This window comes from Streptomyces sp. NPDC107454, from assembly GCF_055582885.1.
On sequence record NZ_JBVJPA010000012.1, the window covers coordinates 280,212 to 301,458 of the forward strand.

Below are 21,247 nucleotides of genomic sequence, written 5' to 3' on the forward strand. Positions count from 1 at the left end.
TGGCCTATTTCTTGGGGAGAGTTCCGGGATAGAACTGGCCGATATGGCCGTTCTTGATACCGAGGACGTAATCTACTCCGTTTACTTTTCCTTCTACCTGGTACATTCCCATGGGGCCGCGGGATGCCAGCTTGTCCCGGTTCTGATTCAAGGTCTCGGTAATGGCGTCCTCGACATCCTTGACGGACATCTTTCCGTCGAGGAAGGACTGCTTCTGCTTCACCGAGCCGTCCCAGTACTCAGGATGATGCCTTTCCAGGACGTGTGCCAGGTTCTTCTTGTCGAGCATGAACTGATCGCTGCCGAACTGGTATCTCCTGCTCTGCCAGTCCTTGAGCGCGTTCTCCACCTTGCAGGTGAAGAGACCGAGCGGATCGGACTCGACGAGGGGATTCCTCACGTAGGCGTGGTGATCGGGGGAGGGCGCGAGGCCCAGCGGGTCCGAAGAGACGTATCGTCCGGTCTCGGGGTCGTAATAGCGGAAGTGGTTGTAGCTGAGTCCCGTCTCGGGGTCGGCGTACTGGCCGGGGAAGCGTAGCGGGCAGTCCACGGCGGCTTCCTCGTCTGCCGGAGCCGGCAGGCCAGTGCCCCAGAGCGAGGTGCGCCGCTGCCAGACCAGGTCTCCGGACACCGAGACCAACTCCGCGGGGGTGCCCACGAGGTCCGTGACCACGGCGTGGAAGCGGGTCGTGTGCGAAGAGCCGGTCTCTTCGACCAGCCGGGCGAGGAACGACGCGCCGGACTCGACGACGGAGGTCTTGTGCTGCGTCTGGGCGACCGGACGATGGGAACCCGGAGCGTAGTCCCAGGTCGTCACCCTGCCGTCCTGGCAGGTCTGTTCGGCCAGGCGGGTGTCGTCCCAGGAGAAGTCGACGCGATCGGCCTGTGACCCGTCCTCGGTCACGCGGTGTTTGGACACACGGCGGCCCAGTGGGTCGTACGCGTATCGCCATCGCTCGCCGTCCGGCGTGACCGCTTCGGTCAGCCGGTCCTCGGTGTCCCAGACATATGTCCAGGTGCGCGTCTGCCCGTTGAGGAGCTTGCGCGTCCTGCGGACCAGACGGCCCTGGGCGTCGTGCTCGTAGACGGTGTGCCCTGCGCGGCGGACGAGCGTGCCCTCGAACTCGCGGTCACCCGGACAAGCATGGTCGGGCGCCGTCGCCCGGACCGGACTGCCTGCCGCGTCGTAGGCGTAGACCTCACGCCAGCCATGGGCGCGTACGCCCGTGACACGGCCCATGGCGTCCAGGTCGAAACGGCGCGTGCCGGAGGTGAGCTCGCGTACTTCGACGAGGTGGCCGTCCGCTCGGTAGGCGTAACTGCGGTGCTGGAGAAGACGATCCGCCTCCGACGAGTCCGCCGTCGATGTCAACGACTGCACGGCGAGGTGTCCTGTCGCGCTCCAGCTCTGAGTGAGCGTCGCGGCATTGCCGATCCGGCGCTCGGTCTCGCGACCGACGGCGTCGTACGAGAAGGCCAGCGAACCGGCTGCCGATCGCAGTTCGACAGGGCGGCCCACAGGATCGTAAGTCCAGTCGGATACCAGACCGGATGGGGCCACGCGGTGGGTGCACTGCCCGACGGCGTCGTACGTGAACGTCGTCGTGCGCCCGCCCACCGTCTCCGAGAGAATGCGGCCCACCGCGTCCCGATCCAGCACGACCTCGGCGTCCGCGTTGGCGGCGCGAGACATTCTGCCGTCGGGGCCGTACGCGTACGTCGTCACCTCACCCGAGTCGTCGTGCTGCTCCACGACACGGCCCTGCGCGTCCCGTGTGAAGCGCAGTGTTTCGTCGGCGCCGTTGGTGCGCGAGACCAGACGGCCTGCCGCGTCGTGCCCGTACGTGAGCGTGCGGCCGTTGAAGTCCGTCTCCGCAACGAGCCGGCCGGCCTGGTCGTACCGGTACGACCAGGCCAGGCCCTGGGGATTGGTGACCTTGGTCAGGCGCAGCTCGGTGTCGTACGTGAACGTGTACCGTGCGCCGTCCGAATCCGTGCGGGCCGCCAGGAGGTCGAAGTGTGTGGCGGTCTGGTGGGTGGTGTTGCCCACCAGGTCGGTGTGGGTGAGCAGGTTGCCCTCGGCGTCCCGGGCCCAGGACTCGCGGGTGCCGTCGGCGTACTCCCGCCACTCCGGCTTGCCCTCGACGGTCCAGCCCATGCGGGTGGTGTCGCCGAGCGGGTCGGTCACCGCGACGATCCGGCCGAAGGCATCCCGCCGCACGGTCGTCTCGTGCCCCAGCTCGTCGGTGAGCACGACGGGCAGCCCGGCGACGTTCGAGGTGATCCGGCGTGTGTGGCCGAGCGCGTCCGTGACCATGGCCAGATGGCCCGATGAGTCGTACTCGTACCGCGTTTCGGCACCCGCGGGGTCCACAGTGGACAGCAGGTTGCCGCGGTCGTCGTAGGTATGCCGCCAGGTCGCGCCGCCCGACTCCACGATTTCTGTGGGCAGGCCGAGGAGGTTGTGGACCGCACGGGTCACCGACGCGTCCGGCAGGGTGATCTCGCTCAGGTTCCCGGCGGCGTCATACGCGTGACGGGTCGTCCTGCCCAGCGGATCGGTCACTGCGACGGGCTGGGCACCCCACTCGTCCCACTCCGTACGCGTGACATGCCCCAGCGGGTCCGTCTCCTCGACGACAAGGCCCTCGGAGTTGTATCGATGGCTGGAGACACGGCCGAGCGAATCGGTGTACGTCGTCGTGGACGCGGCGTCGTCGTACGTCAGCGTGCCGGACAGGATGCCGTCGACGCCCTCGGTGCGGACGACGCGGCCGCGTGCGTCGTAGACGTAGGAGAACCAGGTCCCGTTGCGGTCGGTCCAGCGTGTCATCCGGCCCTGGTCGTCGTAGGTGAACCGGAGCGGCTCACCGCTGGAGTTGATGACCTCGGTGAGGTTGCCCGACGGGTCGTAGCCGTACCGCATGACGAGCGTGCCCTCGCCCACCGGGCCGTCGGGGCCGTAGCGGGAGGGGGGTTCGTCGAGCAGGCGCAGGGCGGTGACGCGGGGGCCCTGGGTGTCGACGGCCAGGTAGTAGCCGCCGGAGTGGCGGATGCCGAACGGGATGCCTTCGTCGTCGCGCTCGACGTCGATGCGAGCGCCGTTTCGGTCGCTCCAGGAGTCCAGGGGGAGATGGAAGACGCCGAAGGAGCCCGAGGAGAAGGGGGTGCTGAAGGTGCGGACGACTCCGGAGTCGGGGTCGGTGATGGTCATGACGCCGTCGGGCTTGCCGTCCCAGCGCAGTGGCCAGCGCGCGCCCTTCAGGGGGAGGGTCGGCACATCCGGCTCCGGCACGGGGTAGACGAGCCGCATGCCGTCCGCCGCCGCGAAGACGACCCCCTCGCCGTCGATCTGCACGCACTCGTCGAGGGTGGAGATCCAGGTCGGGCCGAAACAGACCCCGCCCCGGTAGGAGGACAGGTGGGTGCGCTGGAAGAGGAGGGGAAGGGAGGCCGGCAGTGTCAGGTCGGTCTGGGACATCAGCATGGCGCCCGTCGCCACGTCGATCGGCTCGCCGACGCACGGCGTGCGGTCCGCGTTGCGCGCGGCGGGTCCCAGATCGACCAGGTCGGGGCGGAGGGACGGCGGGCGCAGCAGGAGGGGAGTGGTGTCGCTGAACGCGCCCTCCACGCCCGCCTTCAGTACGCCGCTGCCCGCGCCCAGCGCGCCGCCGAAGATCATGCCGTCCTTGGCGGCCTGGTTGACCTCGTCCAGGCTGAAGCCCTGCTGCAGACCGGTGGCCATCTTCAGGGGTTGGGCCACGGCCAGGTCGACGGTGACCGACTCGATGCCGCCGAAGGCCGCCGCGACCAGGGTGCCCGCCGCTATCTCCGCGACGGTGGTGGTGACCGCGACGCCCATGGTGGCGCCGAACTCGATGATGGCGTCGGCCGCCGCGACGGCGGCTCCGGAGGCGAGGCCCGCCGTGAAGAAGGCCAGCGCCACCCCGCCCGCGATCACGGCGGCGTCGATGCCGATCTGCGTCCAGAGTTTGTTGATGGCGTCGTCGATGGCGTCCGCGAACTTGTCCAGGGCCTTCGCCATCGCCCGGGACGACTCCGCCAGGTCGCTCAGCCAGCCGGCGTCCTTGCCCTTGGCGTAGCGGTTCCAGAACTTCTCGAACGCGTCGATCGACTCGCCGGAGTTGTGGTGGATGAGGGAGGACGCACTCGTGTGCACCGGTCCCCGTACGTCGTCGACCGAGTCGGCGAAGGTGCGCCAGGCGGTCGCCGCGGCCCGCAGTGAACCGGAGTTGGCGTCCGGCCACCACAGGCCCAGCTTCAGCAGGATCTTCTTGGCCTCGTCCTCAACGCTCACCGGAACCGTCGCTCCCTGCCTTGTCGGTCCCGGCGGTCTTCACCTCGGTGAACATTCCCGCGATCAGCTGGTCGTTGTCGACGGTGCCGTCCGCCAGGTCGTTCATGGCCTCGTGGATGCTCACCAGGCCGAGTACGAGGGTGCCCGCCGCGCTCTCTATCTTCTTCTGCTGCGGTGAGTAGGCGTCCCCGAACTCCTTGCCCTGTTTGTCGTCGCCCCAGGGTTTTCCCAGGCTGTCCAGGGTGGTGACGAGGGTGGTGAGCGCCTTGCTGAGGTTCTTGGCCCCTTCGTGGAAGTCCGGCGCCGCGCGCTTCAGGTCGGCGGTGTGGATGTGCAGAACCATGCCGTCGCCATTGCCCTCACCCATGCGGCTCTCCCCGTCTGACGCATCGTTCGCATGTGCGTTCCGACCCTAGGAGAACCGGTTCAAGAGAAGGTCAAGTCGAGGCCACCTGCGGGCAATGCATCCGGGAGATGCCGCCCGCGGGTGAGGTCTCGATCGGATAAAGCCTCCCGCATGGCGTGCGTGATGCGCGTAGACAGTCCCTGACCTGGTGCGGAATGACCTGGTCACCCATCACCCAGATCCGGAGAATCCATGCGGAAGTCCCTCAGGGCGGCAGCCATCGCGGCCGCTTGTGCCGTCGCCGGCGGAGCCCTCTACGGCACGGGCGTCGCCACGGCCGGCCAGTCGACGGCCAACTCGACCCACGAGCCCTACAACATCGGGCTCCTGGTCAAGGACATCGACACCTACTACGGCGCCACGCTCGACAGCAACGGCGTGTACCAGGCGTCCAAGGACAGCCCGTACGCCAAGGACCTGTCGCGCCTGGAGTCGGACGCCAAGCGCTACATCGACAGGGCGGCGCACAAGGCGAAGCACCGGGGCGAGAAGCCCGCGGTCGTCTTCGACATCGACGACACGCTGCTGCTCTCCCTCGACTACGAGAAGAAGACCAACTACACGTACAACTCGGCCTCCTGGGCCGCGTACGTGGCCCAGGCCGACCGTCCGGCCGTCTTCGGCACCCCCGAACTCGTCGCGTACGCCAAGTCGAAGGGCGTCGAGGTCTTCTACAACTCGGGCCTGAAGGAGTCGCAGCGCGTCGACGCGGTCGCGAACCTGAAGAAGGTCGGCGCCGACATCAACCTCGACGCCGCCCACATGTTCCTCAAGGACGCTGCCAACCCGCCGGCCTACCTGAGCGCCTGCGCCACGGCCGCCGCCTGGAACTGCACCACTGTGCAGTACAAGTCCGGCACCCGTAAGCACATCGAGTCCCTCGGGTACGACATCGTCGCCAACTTCGGCGACCAGTACTCCGACCTCGACGGAGGCTACGCCGACAAGACGTTCAAGCTTCCGAACCCGACGTACTTCGTCAGCTAGTACCCAGGCAGCTACTCAGGACTTGGTCCGCACGGGGCGGATCGATTCCAGGGTCGGCACCACCGGTTCGATCGTTCCGTCGGCCGCGAACTCCATGCGGTCGATGGTGGTCTCCCGGTGCGTGCCGTCCCCGCCCGCCTTCCCGGGGCCGTTCAGGGCGAACCGGTGGTAGACGATGTACCAGTCGTCGGTGCCGGGGACGTTCACCACGGAGTGGTGTCCGGTGCCCTTGATGCCGTACTCCGGGCGCTTGGACAGGATCGTGCCCCGCTTGGTCCACGGACCGAGCGGGGACGGTCCGGTCGCGTACGCGACGTGGTAGTTCTCGCTGCGGGTGTCGTCCTCGGACCACATGAAGTAGTACGTGCCCCGCCGCTTGACGACGAAGGATCCCTCCCGGAAGTCGGGCTGCGTGATGTCCCGCACCTGCGAGGCGTCGAACGACACCATGTCGGCGTTCAGCGGCACCACGTATCCGTGGCCGTTGCCCCAGTACAGATACGACTGACCGTCGTCGTCCGTGAACACCGCCGGGTCGATCATCTGGCCCGTCAACCGGCCCTTGGCCACCAGGGGTCTGCCCAGCGCGTCCTTGAAGGGACCGGCCGGGGAGTCGGCCACCGCCACGCCGATCTGCTGCTCCGCACAGAAGTAGAAGTAGTACTTGCCGTCACGTTCGGCGATCGCCGGGGCCCAGGCGTTCTTGTCCGCCCAGGACACATCGGGTCCCAGGTCCAGGATCACACCGTGGTCCTTCCAGTGGACCAGGTCCTTCGAGGAGTACGCCTTGAAGCTCGTCCCGCTCCAGCCCGCGTAGCCGTCCGTCGTCGGATAGATCCAGTACTAGCCGTCCAGGTAGTGGACGTCCGGGTCGGCGTTGAGGCCGGACAGGACCGGGCTGCGGTCGGGTACCGCCTCGACCGTCCAGGTCCGGCTCGTCCCGTCCGGGGCCGTCACGGTGTAGGTGCGCGGGGTGCGGAAGTCCCGCGGTGTGCCCGGGGCCGGGCTGACCTTCGCGCCCGCGCCGACCGCGAGGGTGGGGGCCAGGTGCCTGAGGTCCGCGTCCGGCTTCATCGGCAGGACGGCCTTCGAGGCCGACTCGGTGACGATCGCATACCCGTTCTGGCCCTTCGCGGTCGCGTCCACGACCGAGGTGCCGGTCACCGGGTAGGCGGCCAGCAGCCGGTCGTACTCCGCCCGCGTCACCGGCATCACCGTGCCGTGCCGGGGGCTCGCGGGCAGCTGGTAGTTCGTCGACATGGTCCACTTGCCCGAGTCGAGGTCGGTCGTCTCGAAGGGGACGTAACCGCGGCTGCCGTACTCGTCGATGAACAGGTACCACTTGTTCTCGGTGTTGGACTTGAAGACCGTCGGGCCCTCGCCGCGGTCGATCGAGCCGCTGCCGATGCAGTCGGAGACGAAGTCGTACCTGGTGTTCGTCAGGGAGGTCGACTTCTCGCCGGTGATGAACTTCGAGCAGGGGCTGGAGGAGCTGGGATCGCGCTCGTCCTTGGTGTAGCGGTAGTAGCTGCCCTTGTTCTTGATGACCGTCGAGTCGATCACCGAGTAGCCCGGGTCGTCCCAGACCTTCGGCTCGCTGAAGGTGCGGAAGTCCTTCGTGGTGGCGTACAGCATCTTGTTGTACGTCGATCCGGTGTGGTCCGGGTCGTCGTCGGCGTACAGCTTGGACGCCCAGAAGACGACGTACTCACCGAGCGAGTCGTCCCAGTAGGCCTCCGGCGCCCAGGTGTTGCCCGCGCTGTCGGGGGCCACCTTCACCAGGCGCTGGTCGGTCCAGTGCACCAGGTCGGTGGATTCCCAGATCATGATGGACCTGCTGCCGTGCCGCTGCACGTAGTCCCAGCTGCCGCTGGAGTTCTGGTACATCTTCAGGTCGGTGGCGATGAGGAAGAACTTGTCGCCCTTGGGGGAGCGGATCACGAAGGGATCGCGCAGCCCCTTCTCGCCGATGGTGGACGTCAGGACGGGATTGCCCGCGTTCAACTCCCGCCAGTGCAATGGGTCGTTGCCGCGGCTCAGGGCGTAGCGGATCTGCTCGCCGTCGGCCGTGCCCTCGCCGGTGAAGTAGGCGAAGAGATAGCCGGCGTACTTCGGTTCGTTCACGTGCGATGCTCCCGATGGTGACGGTGACGCGGGGCTCGGTGGGGCGGCCAGCAGGCCCAGGAGGAGCGCGAGGACGGGGATCAGGAGCGCGCGGGCGGTGCGGCGTCGCATGACACATCCTGTCGGAGACTGGTGGATTCTGTGGGGGAAGCGCTCTCGGAGTGTTGCCAGTGGGGGACAGCGCGTCAATTGATGAAGGCGGCATGACGGCCGGCGAAAGTTTCGACCTTTTTCGTGAGCCCCCGGCAACGTTTCCCGCCACCGCGGCGACCAGTGAGCAGAAGCGGGCCGGGGCGGCCCCTCCGGCCCGCTTCGTCTCCCGTCCCCCTAGGAAAGGAACGCCCCGTGCTTCTGAGCACCGGACGCCACCGCAGGACCCGTACGCTCTCGATCGCCGCGGCGGTGGCCGTCGCCGCGGGAGCGGGTGGCGTCTACCTCGGCCTCGCGAACAACGGCTCGGCGCAGGCCGCCGCCACCACGGTCACCGTCTCCACCACCGCGCAGCTCCAGACGGCCGTCGCGAATGCCGCCGCGGGCACGACCATCCAGGTGCGCGGCGGCACGTACTACCCGACGGCCACGCTGAAGTCGACGGCGAACGGCACCGGTTCCACGCGGATCACGCTCACCGCGTACGGCAGCGAGAAGGTGAAGATCGACGGTTCCAAGCTGGCCGCCGGTTCCTGGCTGGCGGGGATCTACGGCGACTACTGGACCGTCCAGAACATCACCTGGCAGAACTCGCCCGCCCAGGGCTTCGTCGCCACCTCCTCCGTCGGCGGCGTCTTCAAGAACCTCGTCACCGCGAACAACGGCGACTCGGGCTTCACGCTGCGCGGCGACGGCACGACCGGCAACCTCGTGCAGAACCTGGACAGTTACGGCAACTACGACGCCGCGAACCACGGGCAGAACGCCGACGGCATCGCCATCAAGTTCGGCTCCGGCACCGGCAACAAGGTCACCGGCGCGCGCCTCTACAACAACGCGGACGACGGCCTCGACCTCTGGCAGTTCTCCTCGCCCATCACCATCGAGCACTCGTGGTCGTACGGGAACGGCAAGAACCGCTGGAACGACTCCGCCTTCGAGGGCAACGGCAACGGCTTCAAGCTCGGCGGCGGCGGGGCCTCGGTCGCCCACGTCGTGAACAACGACGCCGCCTGGGACAACGCGGGCAACGGCTTCACCGAGAACTCCAACACCGGGGCCATCGTGCTCAACCGCAACACCGCCTACGCCAACACCGACGCGGGCTTCTACTTCGCCACGGGCAAGGCGCGGCTCGCCAGGAACCTCGCGGTGAGCAACAAGGGCGGCCTGGACAAGCTCGGTTCCGCCACGGTCTCCGCGGCCAACAACTGGGACAGCGGCACCTCGACGCCGTCCTTCAGGTCGACGGACGCGACCACGGCGTACGGTGCCCGCTCGTCGAGCGGTTCGCTGCCGGCGACCACGTTCCTGACGACGGGCTCGACGACCATCGGCTCGACCATGAACTGACGTACCCACGTACTGACGTACGAGGGAAAGTGAACGCCCCCGCCGGTCGTCACCGGCGGGGGCGTCCCTCTGACTGGCTCCGAGGGGGGCTCAGGCCAGCAGATCCCTTACTTGTACGTGATGTCAGATGACGTGAACCTGCAGAAGGTTCCGTCCGCGCCGGTGCCGAGTTCGGTGGGCTCCTTGCCGCTGCTGTTGCCCTTGAAGCGCACGCAGGTCTTGAGCTTCTTCTTGGTGTCGCCGGTGACACGGATCTTCGACAGCGTCGCCGTGTCACCGAAGTTGGAGTTGATGCCGACCAGCGCCTTGCCCGGAGCGGTCGCGTCGATGTCGCTGAGCACGATCGTGCGCTTGACTTGCGTCTTGCAGTTGCCGCAGGAGCGCGCCAGCTTGCCGAAGTTCTCCACGTGGAAGCCGGTGATGGAGAGCGTGCCGGCGCCGTTGAACTGGAACACCTTGTCGGAGGCCTTCTGCGCGCCACCGCCGATCACGTTGTACTTCGCGGACGACGCCTTGCCCTTGAAGGTGGCCGCGTCCTCGCCGACGTCCAGCCACCACACGTTCTGCAACGTGCAGCTGCCCAGGCAGTGCACGCCGTCGGCGGCCGGGGTGCCGATGATGACGTTCTTGAGGACCGCGCCGTCCTTGAGCTCGAAGATCGGGCCCTGGTTCTCCGACTGGTCGGAGGTGCCGAGGGAACCACTGCCGAAGAACTTCGTCAGCTTGCCGTCGTAGGTGCCCGAGACCGAGATCGTCTTCGAGACGGCCTTGCTGCCCTTGGCCGTCGGCCAGACGGAACTCGCGCCCGCGGTGCTCAGCATCGACGTCGTGACGAGCGCGGCCCCGGTGATGCCGAGCGCGATGACCCCACCGATCACGGACCGCCGCCCGGTGAGGCGGCGACGGTGCCGGACGCGCTGTTCAACTCGTGCAGTCATGAGGCGGATTTCCTTGCGGGGAGGGGACGTGTTCGTCTCCTGGTCGCCGCAGGTGAGGAAAGGGTTGCCGCCGTCCGCGGGTTTTTCCGGGGCGATTTTCTACGAGTCGCCGTCGGTGCCGCTCGCGGCGGCGAAGTCGCCCGCCACCGACGGCGTCCCGTCCGCGCTCCTCGCGTCCGCCGAGTAGCGGTCGTCCTTGGCGTCCCGGCCGCCGCGGGTGTGGTTGTACTGGCCCGCGAAGACCCACTGGCCGGCCGCGAGGGTGTGGCCGTCCTTGAGCACCCAGGTGTAGACGAGGAAGCCGTCCTTCTCGGTGACCGTCGTCGTGAAGTCGCTCTCGGGTGCCGAGCGCCAGGAGCCCGCGTCGCTGACCCCGCCGGTCTGCCGGATCTTCAACTCGACGGTGAGCGAGCTGAGTTTGCCGGCGTTCTTCAGGGTCACATTGCTCTGCGCCCAGAAGTCGTTGCTGTGCGGATCGACCGAGCCGTCGGACCACAGCGAGCCGTCCTGGTTGCCCGCGGCGGGCGCCTTGGGAGCGGCGGGCGAGGAGTGCGCGGCCGAGGCGGTGTCCGAGGGGGAGGCGCTCGCCTTCCCGGACGGCTTCGAGGCACCCGAGGTGTGCGAGGGGTGCGGCACGACGGGCGCGCGGCTCGTCGCGTCCGGGGAGACGACCGGGGTCGGCGAGACCGCGACCGTCTGCTGCGGCGGGCTGTTCTCCTGCACCGCCGCGGCCACCCAGTAACCGCCGACCGCGAGGACGCCCGCCACCGCGGCCGTGGCGCCGACGATCCGTCCCCAGCCGAGCACCGGCGGACGTGCCGCGCGCCGGGGACGACGCTCGGCGGCGCCGGACATCCCGCGCTCGACCCGGGCCAGGATGCGCGCGCGGTCGGGCACATGCGCCTCGGCCGCCTCGTGCAGCCCGGCGCGCAGCTCGTCGTGCACGTCCTGCGCCTTCCTCATCGGTCCCTTCCTCCGGCTCCACCCGTGGGCAGCACACTTGCGTGCACCCGCATCGGGGCCTCTTCGGTGCCGAGGAGCCGCTTCAGTTCGGCCATGCCCTTCGACGTCTGGGACTTAACCGTACCCACGGAAACACCGAGGGCGAGCGCCGTGTCCTTCTCCGAGAGGTCGAAAGCGTGCCGCAACACAACACATGCGCGCTTACGGAACGGCAGCCGGCGCAGCGCCTCCTGGACGTCGATCTTCCCCGCTATGTCGGGGTTCTCGGTCTTGTCCTCGCGCTGCGACCAGAACAGTGTGATCCGTCTGCGCTCGCGCACCGCGCTGCGGATCCGGGTGCGGGCCAGGTTCGCGACGACACCGCGGGCGTACGCCACCGGGTGGTCGGCCGCGCGCACCCGGTCCCAGCGGTGCCACAGCGCGAGCAGCGCGTCGGCCGCCAGATCGTCGGCGGCGTCCGCCTCGCCGGTCAACAGATGGGCGAAGCGGGCGAGTTCGGCATGGTGCCGCTCGAAGAAGGCGTGGAACTCCACGGAGGCTGCGTCGTCGACGACAGTGCCCACGGCTACCTCTCCTTGCTGCGGCTTTTGAGCAACCGGTGCGGGTGCGTGCGTATACGGCCCCCGTGCGCCACCCGTGAAGGAATGGTGCCCCTGTGGGGCGAGATGCGTGAGCGTACCAGCGATGCGTACAGGGCTTCGAACAGCGTATGGCGGGCCGAACTCGATTCCGTAACACGGCGAAAACCTGAAAGCGGTTCAACGCGGGAACAATCCAGCCAGCATCCGCACACCCAGCACGCAGGCCACAAGGAGTAGCAGCCATGTCCGAAACCCAGAAGGTGGCCGACCGGCCAAGTGCCGCGCCACCAGCGGCGAACAGCGTCGACCGGTTCTTCAGGATCTCCGAACGGGGCTCCACCTTCGGCCGGGAGATACGCGGCGGATTCGCCACGTTCTTCACCATGGCCTACATCCTTGTCCTGAACCCGATCATCCTCGGCAGCGCCAAGGACAAGTTCGGCCACCAGCTCGACAGCGGCCAACTCGTCACGGCCACCGCCCTGGTGGCCGCGGTGATGACCGTCATCATGGGCGTGGGCGGCAATCTGCCCCTCGCGATCGCCGCGGGCCTCGGTCTGAACGCCGTCGTCGCCTTCCAGATCGCCCCGCTGATGAGCTGGCCCGACGCGATGGGCCTGGTGGTCATCGAAGGCGTGATCATCTGCGTACTGGTCCTCACCGGACTGCGCGAAGCCGTCATGAACGCCATCCCGCAACCGCTGAAGCACGCCATCGGTGTGGGCATCGGACTCTTCATCGCCTTCATCGGCTTCGTGGACGCCGGTTTCGTCAGCCGCATCCCGGACGTCGCGAACACCACCGTGCCGGTGCAGTTGGGCGCGACCGGTTCGCTGACCGGCTGGCCCGTGCTGGTCTTCTGTCTCGGCGTGCTGCTCACCATCGGACTGATGGCACGCAAGGTCAAGGGCGCCATCCTGATCAGCATCGTGACGATGACCGTGGTCGCCGTGATCATCAACTCGGCCGCCGACATCAAGAGTTGGGGCCTGACCACGCCGAAGATCCCCTCCGACGTGGTGGCCACCCCGGACTTCGGTCTCGTCGGACACTTCAGTCTGTTCGGCGGCTTCGGCGAGACCGGCGCCCTGACCGTCGTCCTGCTGATCTTCACCCTGATCCTGTCGGACTTCTTCGACGCCATGGGCACGATCGTCGGCATCAGCGCCGAGGCCGGACTGCTCGACGAGGAGGGCAAGGTGCCCGGCATCGGCCGGGTGCTGTTCATCGACGGTGCCGCGGCCGTCGCGGGCGGCGCGGCCTCCGCCTCCTCCAACACCGCCTACATCGAGTCCGCGGCCGGCGTCGGCGAGGGCTCGCGCACCGGCTTCTCGAACCTGATCACCGGCGGCATGTTCGCCCTCGCCCTGTTCCTGACCCCGCTGCTCACCATCGTCCCGCTCCAGGCGGCGGCCCCCGCTCTGGTCGCGGTCGGCTTCCTGATGATGACGCAGGTCAAGCACATCGAATGGGACAGCTACGAGATCGCGATCCCCGCGTTCCTGACCATCGCGGCGATGCCGTTCACCTACTCGATCACCAACGGCATCGGGGCCGGCTTCGTCGCCTACGTCCTGATCAAGGCGGTGCTCGGCAAGATCCGTGAGGTCCACTGGCTGCTGTGGGCCGTGTCGGCGCTGTTCCTGGTGTACTTCGCGATCGATCCGGTGAGGCAGCTGTTCGGCGTGAAGTGACCGTACGGGCATGAAGTGACCGCACGAAGGAAGGGCCGCCCCCAGGTGTGCGGGGCGGCCCTCCGTCGTGCGCGGTGCCTCAGTTCTTCAGCGCCGCCCGCATCATGGCCTTGGCCACCGGCGCCGCCAGGCCGTTGCCGCTGACCTCGGACCTCGCCGCGTCGGACTGCTCGACGATGACCGCCACGGCGACCTCCTTGCCGTTCGAGTCGGACTTCGCGTACGACGTGAACCAGGCGTACGGCGTCTTGCTGTTCTTCTCGCCGTGCTGGGCCGTACCCGTCTTGCCGCCCACGGTCGCGCCGGAGATCTTCGCGTTCGTGCCCGTGCCCTCGGTGACGACCGTCTGCATCGCGGACTGGAGCTGCTCGGCGGTCGTCGAGCTGACGATCTCCCTGGTGTCGGTGATGTCGTCGTAGTCCTTCACCACATTGCCGCTCGCGTCACTGGTCTGCGACACCATGTGCGGCGAGACGAGCTTGCCGCCGTTGGCGATGGCGGCCGACACCATGGCCATCTGCAGCGGGGTCGCCGTGACGTCGTACTGGCCGATGCCGGTCAGCGCCGTGGACGACTTGTCCATGTTCGAGGGGTAGACGCTCGGGTACGCCCGCACCGGCACGTCCTGCGAGCTGTCGTTGAAGCCGAACTTCTCCGCCATCGCCTTGACCTTGTCCTGCCCGAGGTCGACGGCCATCTTCGCGAAGACGTTGTTGCACGAGTACTGCAGCGCCACCCGGATCGAGGCGTCCTTGCAGGGCGCGGAGGCGCTCTCGTTCGACAGGGGGGTCCTCGTGTTCGGCAGCGTGTACGGGTTCGGGCTGTCCGTACCGGCGTCCACGTTCTTGTACAGCCCGTCCTCCAGCGCCGCCGCGGCGACCACCAGCTTGAACGTCGACCCCGGGGGCAGCGGCTGGCGCAGCGCCCGGTTGGTCATCGGCTTGTCCGCGTCCTTCGTCAGCTTCGTCCAGGCGGCCGAGTCACCGGTGCTGAGCTGCGTCGGGTCGTACGACGGAGTGGAGACGACCGCGAGGATCTTCCCGTTCTTCGGGTCGATCGCGACGGCTCCGCCCTTCTTGCTGCCGAGCGCCGCGTACGCCGCCTTCTGCACGTCAGGGTCGATGGTCGTGACCACGTCACCAGGGCTGGCGCGCTTGTTGGTGATCGTGTCGAGGGGGTTCTTCAGCTGGTTGTCCGTACCGTCGAGCAGGCCCTTGAAGACGCCCTCCAGCTGGGTCGCCCCGAACACCTGGGAGCTGTAGCCCGTGACCGCCGCGTACAGACTGCCGTCCGTGTACGTCCGCTTGTACTTGAGGTCGCTGCCCTTCGTCTGCGCGGAGCCGGTGATCGCCCGGCCGGCCACGATGATGTTCCCGAGCGGGTTCGCGTACTGCTCGATCGCGTTCCGTCGGTTGCTCTTGTTCTCCGCGAGTGCCTTGCCGTCGTAGAACTGCACCCAGGTCGCCCTGATCAGCAGGGAGAGCACGAGCAGCAGAGTGAAGACGGCGGTACGCCTGATCGTCTTGTTCATCCCGCTCAGAAGGACGAGCGGAAGGGAGCGAATCGTTCCCTTCCGTCCTGACTTCTCATGCGCTGTTCATGAAGTCCGGCTCAGCCCTCCAGGATGAGCACGACCTCGTCCGTGTCCTCGCCGCGCGCGTGCGCGTATCCCCGGTCGCTCGCGGTGACCTTGAACCCGCACTTCTCCAGGACCCGCCGCGACCCCGCGTTGTCGGCCGCCGCCCGCGCGTGCAGCGGGCGTTCGGGCACCTCCGCCAGCAGGTCCCGCAGCGCGGCCGTCGCGATGCCCCGGCCCCAGTACGCCCGGTCGATCCAGTAGGTGACCTCGCGCTCGCCGGGCTCCCCGTACACCGCGGCGCTGCCCACGACATCGCCGTCCACGAGGATCGTGCGCAGCACGGCGGACGAGGCGCGCACACGCTTCCAGTGGGCGTCGAAGGCGTCACGGTCGGCCGGGTCCCTGGGGGTGAACGCGGCCATCCGGAGGGATTCGGGGTCGTTCGTCTGCCGGTAGAAGACCGGCAGATCGCTGTCGTGGACCGGGCGGAGCGCGATCTCCATGGTTCAGAGCCTCCGGGTGGCGAGCGTCAGCCGGTCGCGGGCGTCGAACAGGGCGTCCTTGACCATCTGCTCGTGCGCGGGGGTGAGCCGGGCCACCGGGACCGAGCAACTGATCGCGTCCCGGGCGGGTGTGCGGTAGGGGATCGCGACGCCGAAGCAGCGCAGCCCCAGCGTGTTCTCCTCACGGTCCACGGCGAAGCCCTGCTCCCGGACCTGGTGCAGCTCCTCGATGAGCTTCTCCCGGTCGGTGATCGTGTGCTCGGTCAGGGCGGGGAGCGTCTCGGGCAGCATCTTGCGGACCTGCTCGTCGGTGTGGGTGGCGAGCAGCGCCTTGCCGAGCGAGGTCGAGTGCGCGGGGAGCCGGCGGCCCACGCGGGTGAAGGGGCGCAGGTAGTGCTGCGACTGGCGGGTGGCCAGGTACACGACGTTCGTGCCGTCCAGACGCGCCAGGTGGATGGTCTCCGTGGTGTCGTCGGAGAGCCGGTCCAGGGTCGGGCGGGCCGCGGCGACCACCTCGTCGCCGTCGATGTACGAGGTGCCGACCAGCAGCGCCCGTACGCCGATGCCGTAGCGCGTGCCCGTCGCGTCCGTCTCGACCCAGCCGAGCTCCACGAGGGTGCGCAGCAGCATGTAGAGGCTGGATTTCGGATAACCGACGGCCTCCTGGACCGCGGCCAGGGAGTGCATACCGGGCCGGCCCGCGAAGTACTCGAGCAATTCCACGGTCCGTACCGCGGACTTGACCTGCGCTCCGCCGCCTGTCTCGCCTGCCGACATCGCCCTTGACCCCCTCGTTCGACGGGAAATAGTCTCCGCATCATATTCACCATCAGAGACAGCGTTCAGTATATCGAACACCGCTGGTGGGTGAGACAAGAACTGCGGCATTACATCTGGAGGGACCCGCGGTGGCAGCAGCACCAGTCTGGAGTGTCGACCCCCGTACCGGGAAGCAGCGCGAGCAGGTTGCGGTGGAGGCCACGGCCCAGGAGGTCGACGAGGCCGTCCGCGCCGCGCACGCCGCCCGGGGGGCCCTCGTCGACCGCACCGTGCGCGCGGCCTTCCTGAGGACCGCCGCGGACCTGCTCGAAGCGGCCAAGGAGCAGCTCGTCGAGGCCGCCGACGCGGAGACCGCGCTCGGCCCGGTCCGGCTCACCGGCGAACTCGCCCGCACCTGCTACCAGCTGCGGGCCTTCGGCGGCATCGTCGACGAAGGCGCGTTCCTCGACGTCGTCATCAACCACCCCGACGACACGGCGACCCCGCCGATCCCGGACCTGCGCCGCTACAAGGTGCCGCTGGGTGTCGTCGCCGTCTACTCCGCCTCCAACTTCCCCTTCGCCTTCTCCGTCGCGGGCGGCGACACCGCGAGCGCGCTGGCGGCCGGCTGCCCGGTCGTGGTCAAGGCCCACCCCGACCACCCGGCGCTCTCCGAGCTGGTCGCGGCCGTACTGCGCCGGGCCGCCGCCCGGCACGACATCCCGGGCGGTGTCGTCGGCCTCGTGCACGGCTTCGAGGCGGGCGTCGAACTCGTCAGGCACCCGCTGGTCGCGGCGGCCGGGTTCACCGGCTCCATCCGCGGTGGCCGTGCCCTGTTCGACGCGGCGGCCGCGCGCCCCGTGCCGATCCCCTTCCACGGCGAGCTGGGCTCCCTCAACCCCGTCGTGATCACCGAGGCCGCGGCGGCCGAGCGCGCCGAGGCGATCGGCGCCGGGCTCGCGGGCTCGATGACGCTGGGCGTCGGCCAGTTCTGCGTGAAGCCGGGCCTGGTCCTGGCGCCCGCGGGCGCGGCGGGCGACCGCCTGGTGAAGTCCCTGACCGACGCCGTCAGCGACACCGACGCGGGCGTCCTGCTGGACCACCGCATGCGCGACAACTTCATCGCGGGTGTCGCCGAGCGCGCCGGGCTCCCCGGCGTAGAGAGCCCGGTGACCCCGGGCTCGGGCGGCGAGCACACGGTGAGCCCCGGCTTCCTGACCGTGCCCGCGCAGAAGCTCGCCACCGAGGGCGAGCACGACCTGCTCCTGGAGGAGTGCTTCGGCCCGCTCACGGTCGTCGCCCGCTACGAGGACGAGTCCGAGGCCAGCGCGGTCCTCTCGCGTCTTCCCGGCAACCTCACCGCGACCGTGCAGTTGTCGGCGGAGGAGGCGGCGGGCGAAGGCCGCGGCGCGGAGATCCTCGCCGAACTGACCCCGCTCGCCGGGCGCGTCCTGGTCAACGGCTGGCCCACCGGTGTCGCCGTCGCCCCCGCCCAGCACCACGGCGGCCCCTACCCGGCAACGACGTCGACCTCCACGTCGGTCGGCGGTACGGCGATCGAGCGCTGGCTGCGTCCGGTGGCGTACCAGAACGCGCCCGAGGCGCTGCTGCCGCCGGAGCTGCGGGACGACAACCCGCTGGGGTTGCCGCGACGCTACGACGGTCACCTGGAGCGGTAGCGCTCCGCGCCTCTTTCGGGGCGCGGCGGTGGGCCTGAGAGGATGGGTGGATGGACGTCGAACTTCCCGAACTTCCTTTCCCCCTCCGTACCTACGGGCCTGACGGGCACTGGTCGCACGAGGACGGCATACTCACCGGCTGGGCCGGCCCCCGTCAGGACCGTTTCGTACCGCCCACCGACGAGGCACTGGACCCCGCCTCCGACGCGCCCCGTCTCCTCGGGGCGCCGGAGGGGGACTTCCAGCTGATCGCCCGCGTCACGGTCGGCTTCGGCGCGGCCTTCGACGCGGGGGTCCTCTACGTCCATGTGGGGGAGCGGGCCTGGGCGAAGCTCTGCCTGGAGTACTCCCCGGACGTGCCCACCGTCTGCACGGTGGTCACCCGGGGGCACTCCGACGACGCCAACTCCTTCACCGTGGAGGGCAGTTCCGTCTGGCTGCGGATCAGCCGCACGGGTCGGGCCTTCGCCTTCCACGCCTCCCGCGACGGCAAGCGCTGGACGTTCATCCGGCTCTTCACCCTGGGTGAGGAGAAGGAGACGTCCGCCGCGCTCGTCGGCTTCATGACGCAGTCGCCGATGGGGGAGGGGTGCGTGGTGACGTACGACGGCATCGAGTTCCGCCCGAACTGGCCCAAGGACCTGAGAGACGGCAGCTGACCGTGGGTGGGGGGCCGGCCGCGCGGCGGGAACCGTGGCCCCCCTCCCGCACGTCCTCCGCTGCATGATCAGCACACCTCACACGACGGGCCCCCTCGTCATCAGAACCGCGCTGCCCAGCGAGGCCGCCGCCATCGCCGATCTCCATGTCCGCGCCCGCGCCACCTACTACGCGGACGGCCTGCCGGAAGACGGCTTCGACTGGATGGCACGCTGGCGCGGTGCCATCGAACGCCCCGACGGCCACGTCCTGTGCGCGGTGCGCGACGGACACCTCGTGGGCATCGCCTCCTTCCGCACCGCGGAGGACGCCCCCGCCGACACCGTGAAGCTCTTCCAGTTCCACGTCGCTCCCGACCGCTGGCGCGAAGGCATCGGCACCGCACTGCACACGGCCTGCGCCGAACAGTGGCGGGCCGACGGCAAGCACACCGCCACCCTCGACGTGCACGTCGACAACGCCCGCGCCCAGGCCTTCTACGCCCGCCAGGGCTGGGTCCCGGACCCGGAGAACCCGCCCGCCGAAGGCGATCACCACCTCTTCATGCGCTACGCCGTCACCGGGGAATGAAACCGGCCGTTTGAACGTTCACCTACTCCCGCCCCGGAGGGGCCCGTATTCGTACGACCTGGAGAGAGCCGAAGACATGCGCGTCGAGATCTGGTCGGATATCGCCTGTCCCTGGTGCTACGTGGGCAAGGCCCGCTTCGAGAAGGCGCTGGACGCCTTCCCGCACCGTGACGAGGTCGAGGTCGTGCACCGCTCCTTCGAGCTGGACCCCTCTCGCGCCAAGGGCGACATCCAGCCCGTGCTCAAGATGCTGACCAAGAAGTACGGCATGAGCGAGGCACAGGCGCAGGCCGGCGAGGAGAACCTGGGCGCACAGGCCGCCGCCGAGGGCCTGGCGTACCGCACCCGGGACCGCGACCACGGCAACACCTTCGACATGCACCGCCTCCTCCACTTCGCCAAGGAGCGGGGCCGCCAGGACGAGCTGATCGGTCTGCTGTACAAGGCGAACTTCGCCGAGGAGCGGACCGTCTTCGACGACGACGAGCGGCTCGTCGAGCTGGCCGTCGCCGCCGGGCTCGACGCCGACGCCTCCCGCGAGGTGCTGGCCGACCCGAAGGCGTACGCCGACGAGGTGCGCGCCGACGAGCGCGAGGCCGCCGAGCTCGGCGCGAACGGCGTGCCGTTCTTCGTCCTGGACCGCAAGTACGGCGTCTCCGGCGCCCAGCCCGCCGAGGTCTTCGCACAGGCCCTGACCCAGGCGTGGGGCGAGCGCCCGCCGCTGAAGCTGATCCAGGACGGTGCCGCCGACGCGGAGGCCTGCGGCCCGGACGGATGCGCCGTACCGCAGCCGTAAGCCGTCCGGCACGGCGGTGAAAGCGCAGGTCGGCGCGGACGTATAAGCAGTCCTTACCGGAACCACGTAAAACTCCGTAATGGACGAGAGATGCCCGGGGCCGCACAGTGGTCCCATGGAGACCTTCGAGAGCCTCGTACGAGCCGAGTTCGCCCCGAAGAACACCTATCTGAACACCGCCGGCTGCGGACTCCTGCCGGCGCGCACGGTCGAGGCCATGCGCGCCGCAGTCCAGTCCGTCGCCGACGGACGGCCGTCCGACATGTTCGACGACGTGGAGGCCGCCCGCGCCGCGTTCGCCCGGCTGGCCGGGGTCCCCGCGGGCCGGGTGGCGGCCGGGGCCTCGGTCGCCGTCTACAGCGGACTGATCGCCGCCTCGCTGCCGCCGGGCGCCGAAGTCCTCACCGCGGAGGACGACTTCAGCTCCGTCGTGAACCCCTTCCACGTCCGTGGCGACCTCAAGCTGCGCGCCGTACCGCTGGAGCGGATCGCCGAGTCCGTGCGTCCGGGCACCGCGCTCGTCGCGGTCAGCGCCGCGCAGTCCGCGGACGGGCGGATCGCCGATCTGGCGGGCATCGCCCGGGCCGCGCGCGAGCACGGGGCGCGGACGTACGTCGACGTCTCCCAGGCCGCCGGCTGGCTGCCGATGGAGGCCGACGCGTACGACTTCGTCTCCTCGGTCGCCTTCAAGTGGCTTGTCTGTCCTCGGGGCGTGGCCTTCCTGGTCGTTCCGCAGGACCTCGGCGGGCTCACCCCGGTGTTCGCCGGCTGGGTCGCGGGTGAGGCGCCCTGGGACAGCTGCTACGGCCCGGTGGCGGAACTCGCCCACTCGGCGCGGCGGTTCGACGAGAGCCCCAGCCTCTTCTCGTACGCGGGCGCCCGGCACTCGCTGGAGCTCATCGAGGAACTGGGCGTGGCGAACGTACGCGCCCATGACCTCGCCCTCGCCGACCGTTTCCGCGCCGGGCTCCAGGGGCTCGGCCACGCGCCGGTGGCCGCCCCCGCCTCGCCGATCGTGTCCGTGCCCGGACTCGGCCGACGGCAGTGGGAGCTGAGCGAGGCCGGGGTCGAGGTCTCCGACCGGGCGGGCAACCTGCGCGCGGCCTTCCACCTGTACAACACCCCCGCCGACGTCGACCGACTGCTGGACGTCCTGTCCGGCTGACCCCGACGGGGGCTCCTTCACA

The 21,247-nt window shown here is 69.1% G+C and carries 16 protein-coding genes and 1 pseudogene; 8 read left to right on the forward strand and 9 right to left on the reverse strand.

Going from position 1 to position 21,247, the window contains the following annotated elements; genetic code table 11:
• Window positions 1–4: 4 nt before the first annotated feature.
• A complete protein-coding gene (locus tag ACZ69M_RS30495; RefSeq protein WP_470054809.1) occupies window positions 5–4,318 on the reverse strand; it encodes a DUF6531 domain-containing protein in 4,314 nt (1,437 codons plus the stop codon).
• On the reverse strand, window positions 4,308–4,685 hold the full coding sequence (locus ACZ69M_RS30500) for a hypothetical protein (protein ID WP_403692954.1): 378 nt from the start codon (window positions 4,683–4,685) through the stop codon (window positions 4,308–4,310). The genes ACZ69M_RS30495 and ACZ69M_RS30500 overlap by 11 nt, the downstream gene beginning before the upstream one ends.
• A 231-nt stretch (window positions 4,686–4,916) precedes the next feature.
• Between ACZ69M_RS30500 and ACZ69M_RS30505 the strand changes: the two genes are divergently transcribed.
• The gene (locus ACZ69M_RS30505) at window positions 4,917–5,711 is read left to right on the forward strand and encodes an HAD family acid phosphatase (RefSeq protein ID WP_470054811.1); all 795 of its coding nucleotides are present in this window, start codon (window positions 4,917–4,919) and stop codon (window positions 5,709–5,711) included.
• 15 nt (window positions 5,712–5,726) lie between these two features.
• Here ACZ69M_RS30505 and ACZ69M_RS30510 read toward each other — a convergent pair.
• Window positions 5,727–7,946: pseudogene (locus tag ACZ69M_RS30510) on the reverse strand (glycoside hydrolase family 43 protein).
• 234 nt (window positions 7,947–8,180) lie between these two features.
• Between ACZ69M_RS30510 and ACZ69M_RS30515 the strand changes: the two are divergent.
• The gene (locus ACZ69M_RS30515; protein WP_470054813.1) at window positions 8,181–9,338 is read left to right on the forward strand and encodes a right-handed parallel beta-helix repeat-containing protein; all 1,158 of its coding nucleotides are present in this window, start codon (window positions 8,181–8,183) and stop codon (window positions 9,336–9,338) included.
• Window positions 9,339–9,445: 107 nt separating this feature from the next.
• Here ACZ69M_RS30515 and ACZ69M_RS30520 read toward each other — a convergent pair whose 3' ends face one another.
• The 3 genes from ACZ69M_RS30520 to ACZ69M_RS30530 form a co-directional block, all read right to left on the reverse strand.
• Window positions 9,446–10,276, reverse strand: coding sequence for a pectate lyase (locus ACZ69M_RS30520; RefSeq protein WP_470054815.1), 831 nt, complete (start codon window positions 10,274–10,276; stop codon window positions 9,446–9,448).
• A gap of 99 nt (window positions 10,277–10,375) precedes the next feature.
• Window positions 10,376–11,239, reverse strand: coding sequence for a hypothetical protein (locus ACZ69M_RS30525; RefSeq protein WP_470054817.1), 864 nt, complete (start codon window positions 11,237–11,239; stop codon window positions 10,376–10,378).
• Window positions 11,236–11,802 (reverse strand): SigE family RNA polymerase sigma factor, encoded by a 567-nt coding sequence (locus tag ACZ69M_RS30530; protein WP_470054819.1) that lies wholly within the window; start codon window positions 11,800–11,802, stop codon window positions 11,236–11,238. Before ACZ69M_RS30530 ends, ACZ69M_RS30525 begins: the two co-directional genes overlap by 4 nt.
• A gap of 260 nt (window positions 11,803–12,062) precedes the next feature.
• Between ACZ69M_RS30530 and ACZ69M_RS30535 the strand changes: the two genes are divergently transcribed.
• Entirely contained in the window at window positions 12,063–13,514 is a 1,452-nt protein-coding gene (locus ACZ69M_RS30535; RefSeq protein ID WP_470054821.1) for an NCS2 family permease, read from the forward strand.
• Between the two features lie 79 nt (window positions 13,515–13,593).
• On the opposite strand, the gene ACZ69M_RS30540 is transcribed toward ACZ69M_RS30535, so the two are convergent.
• The 3 genes from ACZ69M_RS30540 to ACZ69M_RS30550 all read right to left on the reverse strand — a co-directional run bounded on the left by ACZ69M_RS30540 (window position 13,594) and on the right by ACZ69M_RS30550 (window position 16,373).
• Window positions 13,594–15,045, reverse strand: coding sequence for a peptidoglycan D,D-transpeptidase FtsI family protein (locus tag ACZ69M_RS30540; RefSeq protein WP_470054823.1), 1,452 nt, complete (start codon window positions 15,043–15,045; stop codon window positions 13,594–13,596).
• 80 nt (window positions 15,046–15,125) lie between these two features.
• Window positions 15,126–15,596: a GNAT family N-acetyltransferase gene (locus tag ACZ69M_RS30545; protein ID WP_470054825.1), complete on the reverse strand. Its 471-nt coding sequence runs from the start codon at window positions 15,594–15,596 to the stop codon at window positions 15,126–15,128.
• Between the two features lie 3 nt (window positions 15,597–15,599).
• The gene (locus tag ACZ69M_RS30550) at window positions 15,600–16,373 is read right to left on the reverse strand and encodes an IclR family transcriptional regulator (RefSeq protein ID WP_028803360.1); all 774 of its coding nucleotides are present in this window, start codon (window positions 16,371–16,373) and stop codon (window positions 15,600–15,602) included.
• A 131-nt stretch (window positions 16,374–16,504) separates the two neighbouring features.
• Here ACZ69M_RS30550 and ACZ69M_RS30555 point away from each other — a divergent pair, with 131 nt between their 5' ends.
• The 5 genes from ACZ69M_RS30555 (at window position 16,505) to ACZ69M_RS30575 (ending at window position 21,225) form a co-directional block, all read left to right on the forward strand.
• Entirely contained in the window at window positions 16,505–18,034 is a 1,530-nt protein-coding gene (locus ACZ69M_RS30555; RefSeq protein WP_470054827.1) for an aldehyde dehydrogenase (NADP(+)), read from the forward strand.
• A gap of 50 nt (window positions 18,035–18,084) precedes the next feature.
• Window positions 18,085–18,693, forward strand: coding sequence for a DUF1349 domain-containing protein (locus ACZ69M_RS30560; RefSeq protein WP_470054829.1), 609 nt, complete (start codon window positions 18,085–18,087; stop codon window positions 18,691–18,693).
• 64 nt (window positions 18,694–18,757) lie between these two features.
• Window positions 18,758–19,264 carry a GNAT family N-acetyltransferase gene (locus ACZ69M_RS30565; RefSeq protein WP_470054831.1) on the forward strand — a complete coding sequence of 169 codons (507 nt, stop codon included), beginning with the start codon at window positions 18,758–18,760 and terminating at the stop codon, window positions 19,262–19,264.
• Between the two features lie 76 nt (window positions 19,265–19,340).
• The gene (locus tag ACZ69M_RS30570) at window positions 19,341–20,060 is read left to right on the forward strand and encodes a DsbA family oxidoreductase (RefSeq protein ID WP_470054833.1); all 720 of its coding nucleotides are present in this window, start codon (window positions 19,341–19,343) and stop codon (window positions 20,058–20,060) included.
• A gap of 115 nt (window positions 20,061–20,175) precedes the next feature.
• A complete protein-coding gene (locus ACZ69M_RS30575; RefSeq protein WP_470054835.1) occupies window positions 20,176–21,225 on the forward strand; it encodes an aminotransferase class V-fold PLP-dependent enzyme in 1,050 nt (349 codons plus the stop codon).
• Window positions 21,226–21,247: the final 22 nt, after the last annotated feature.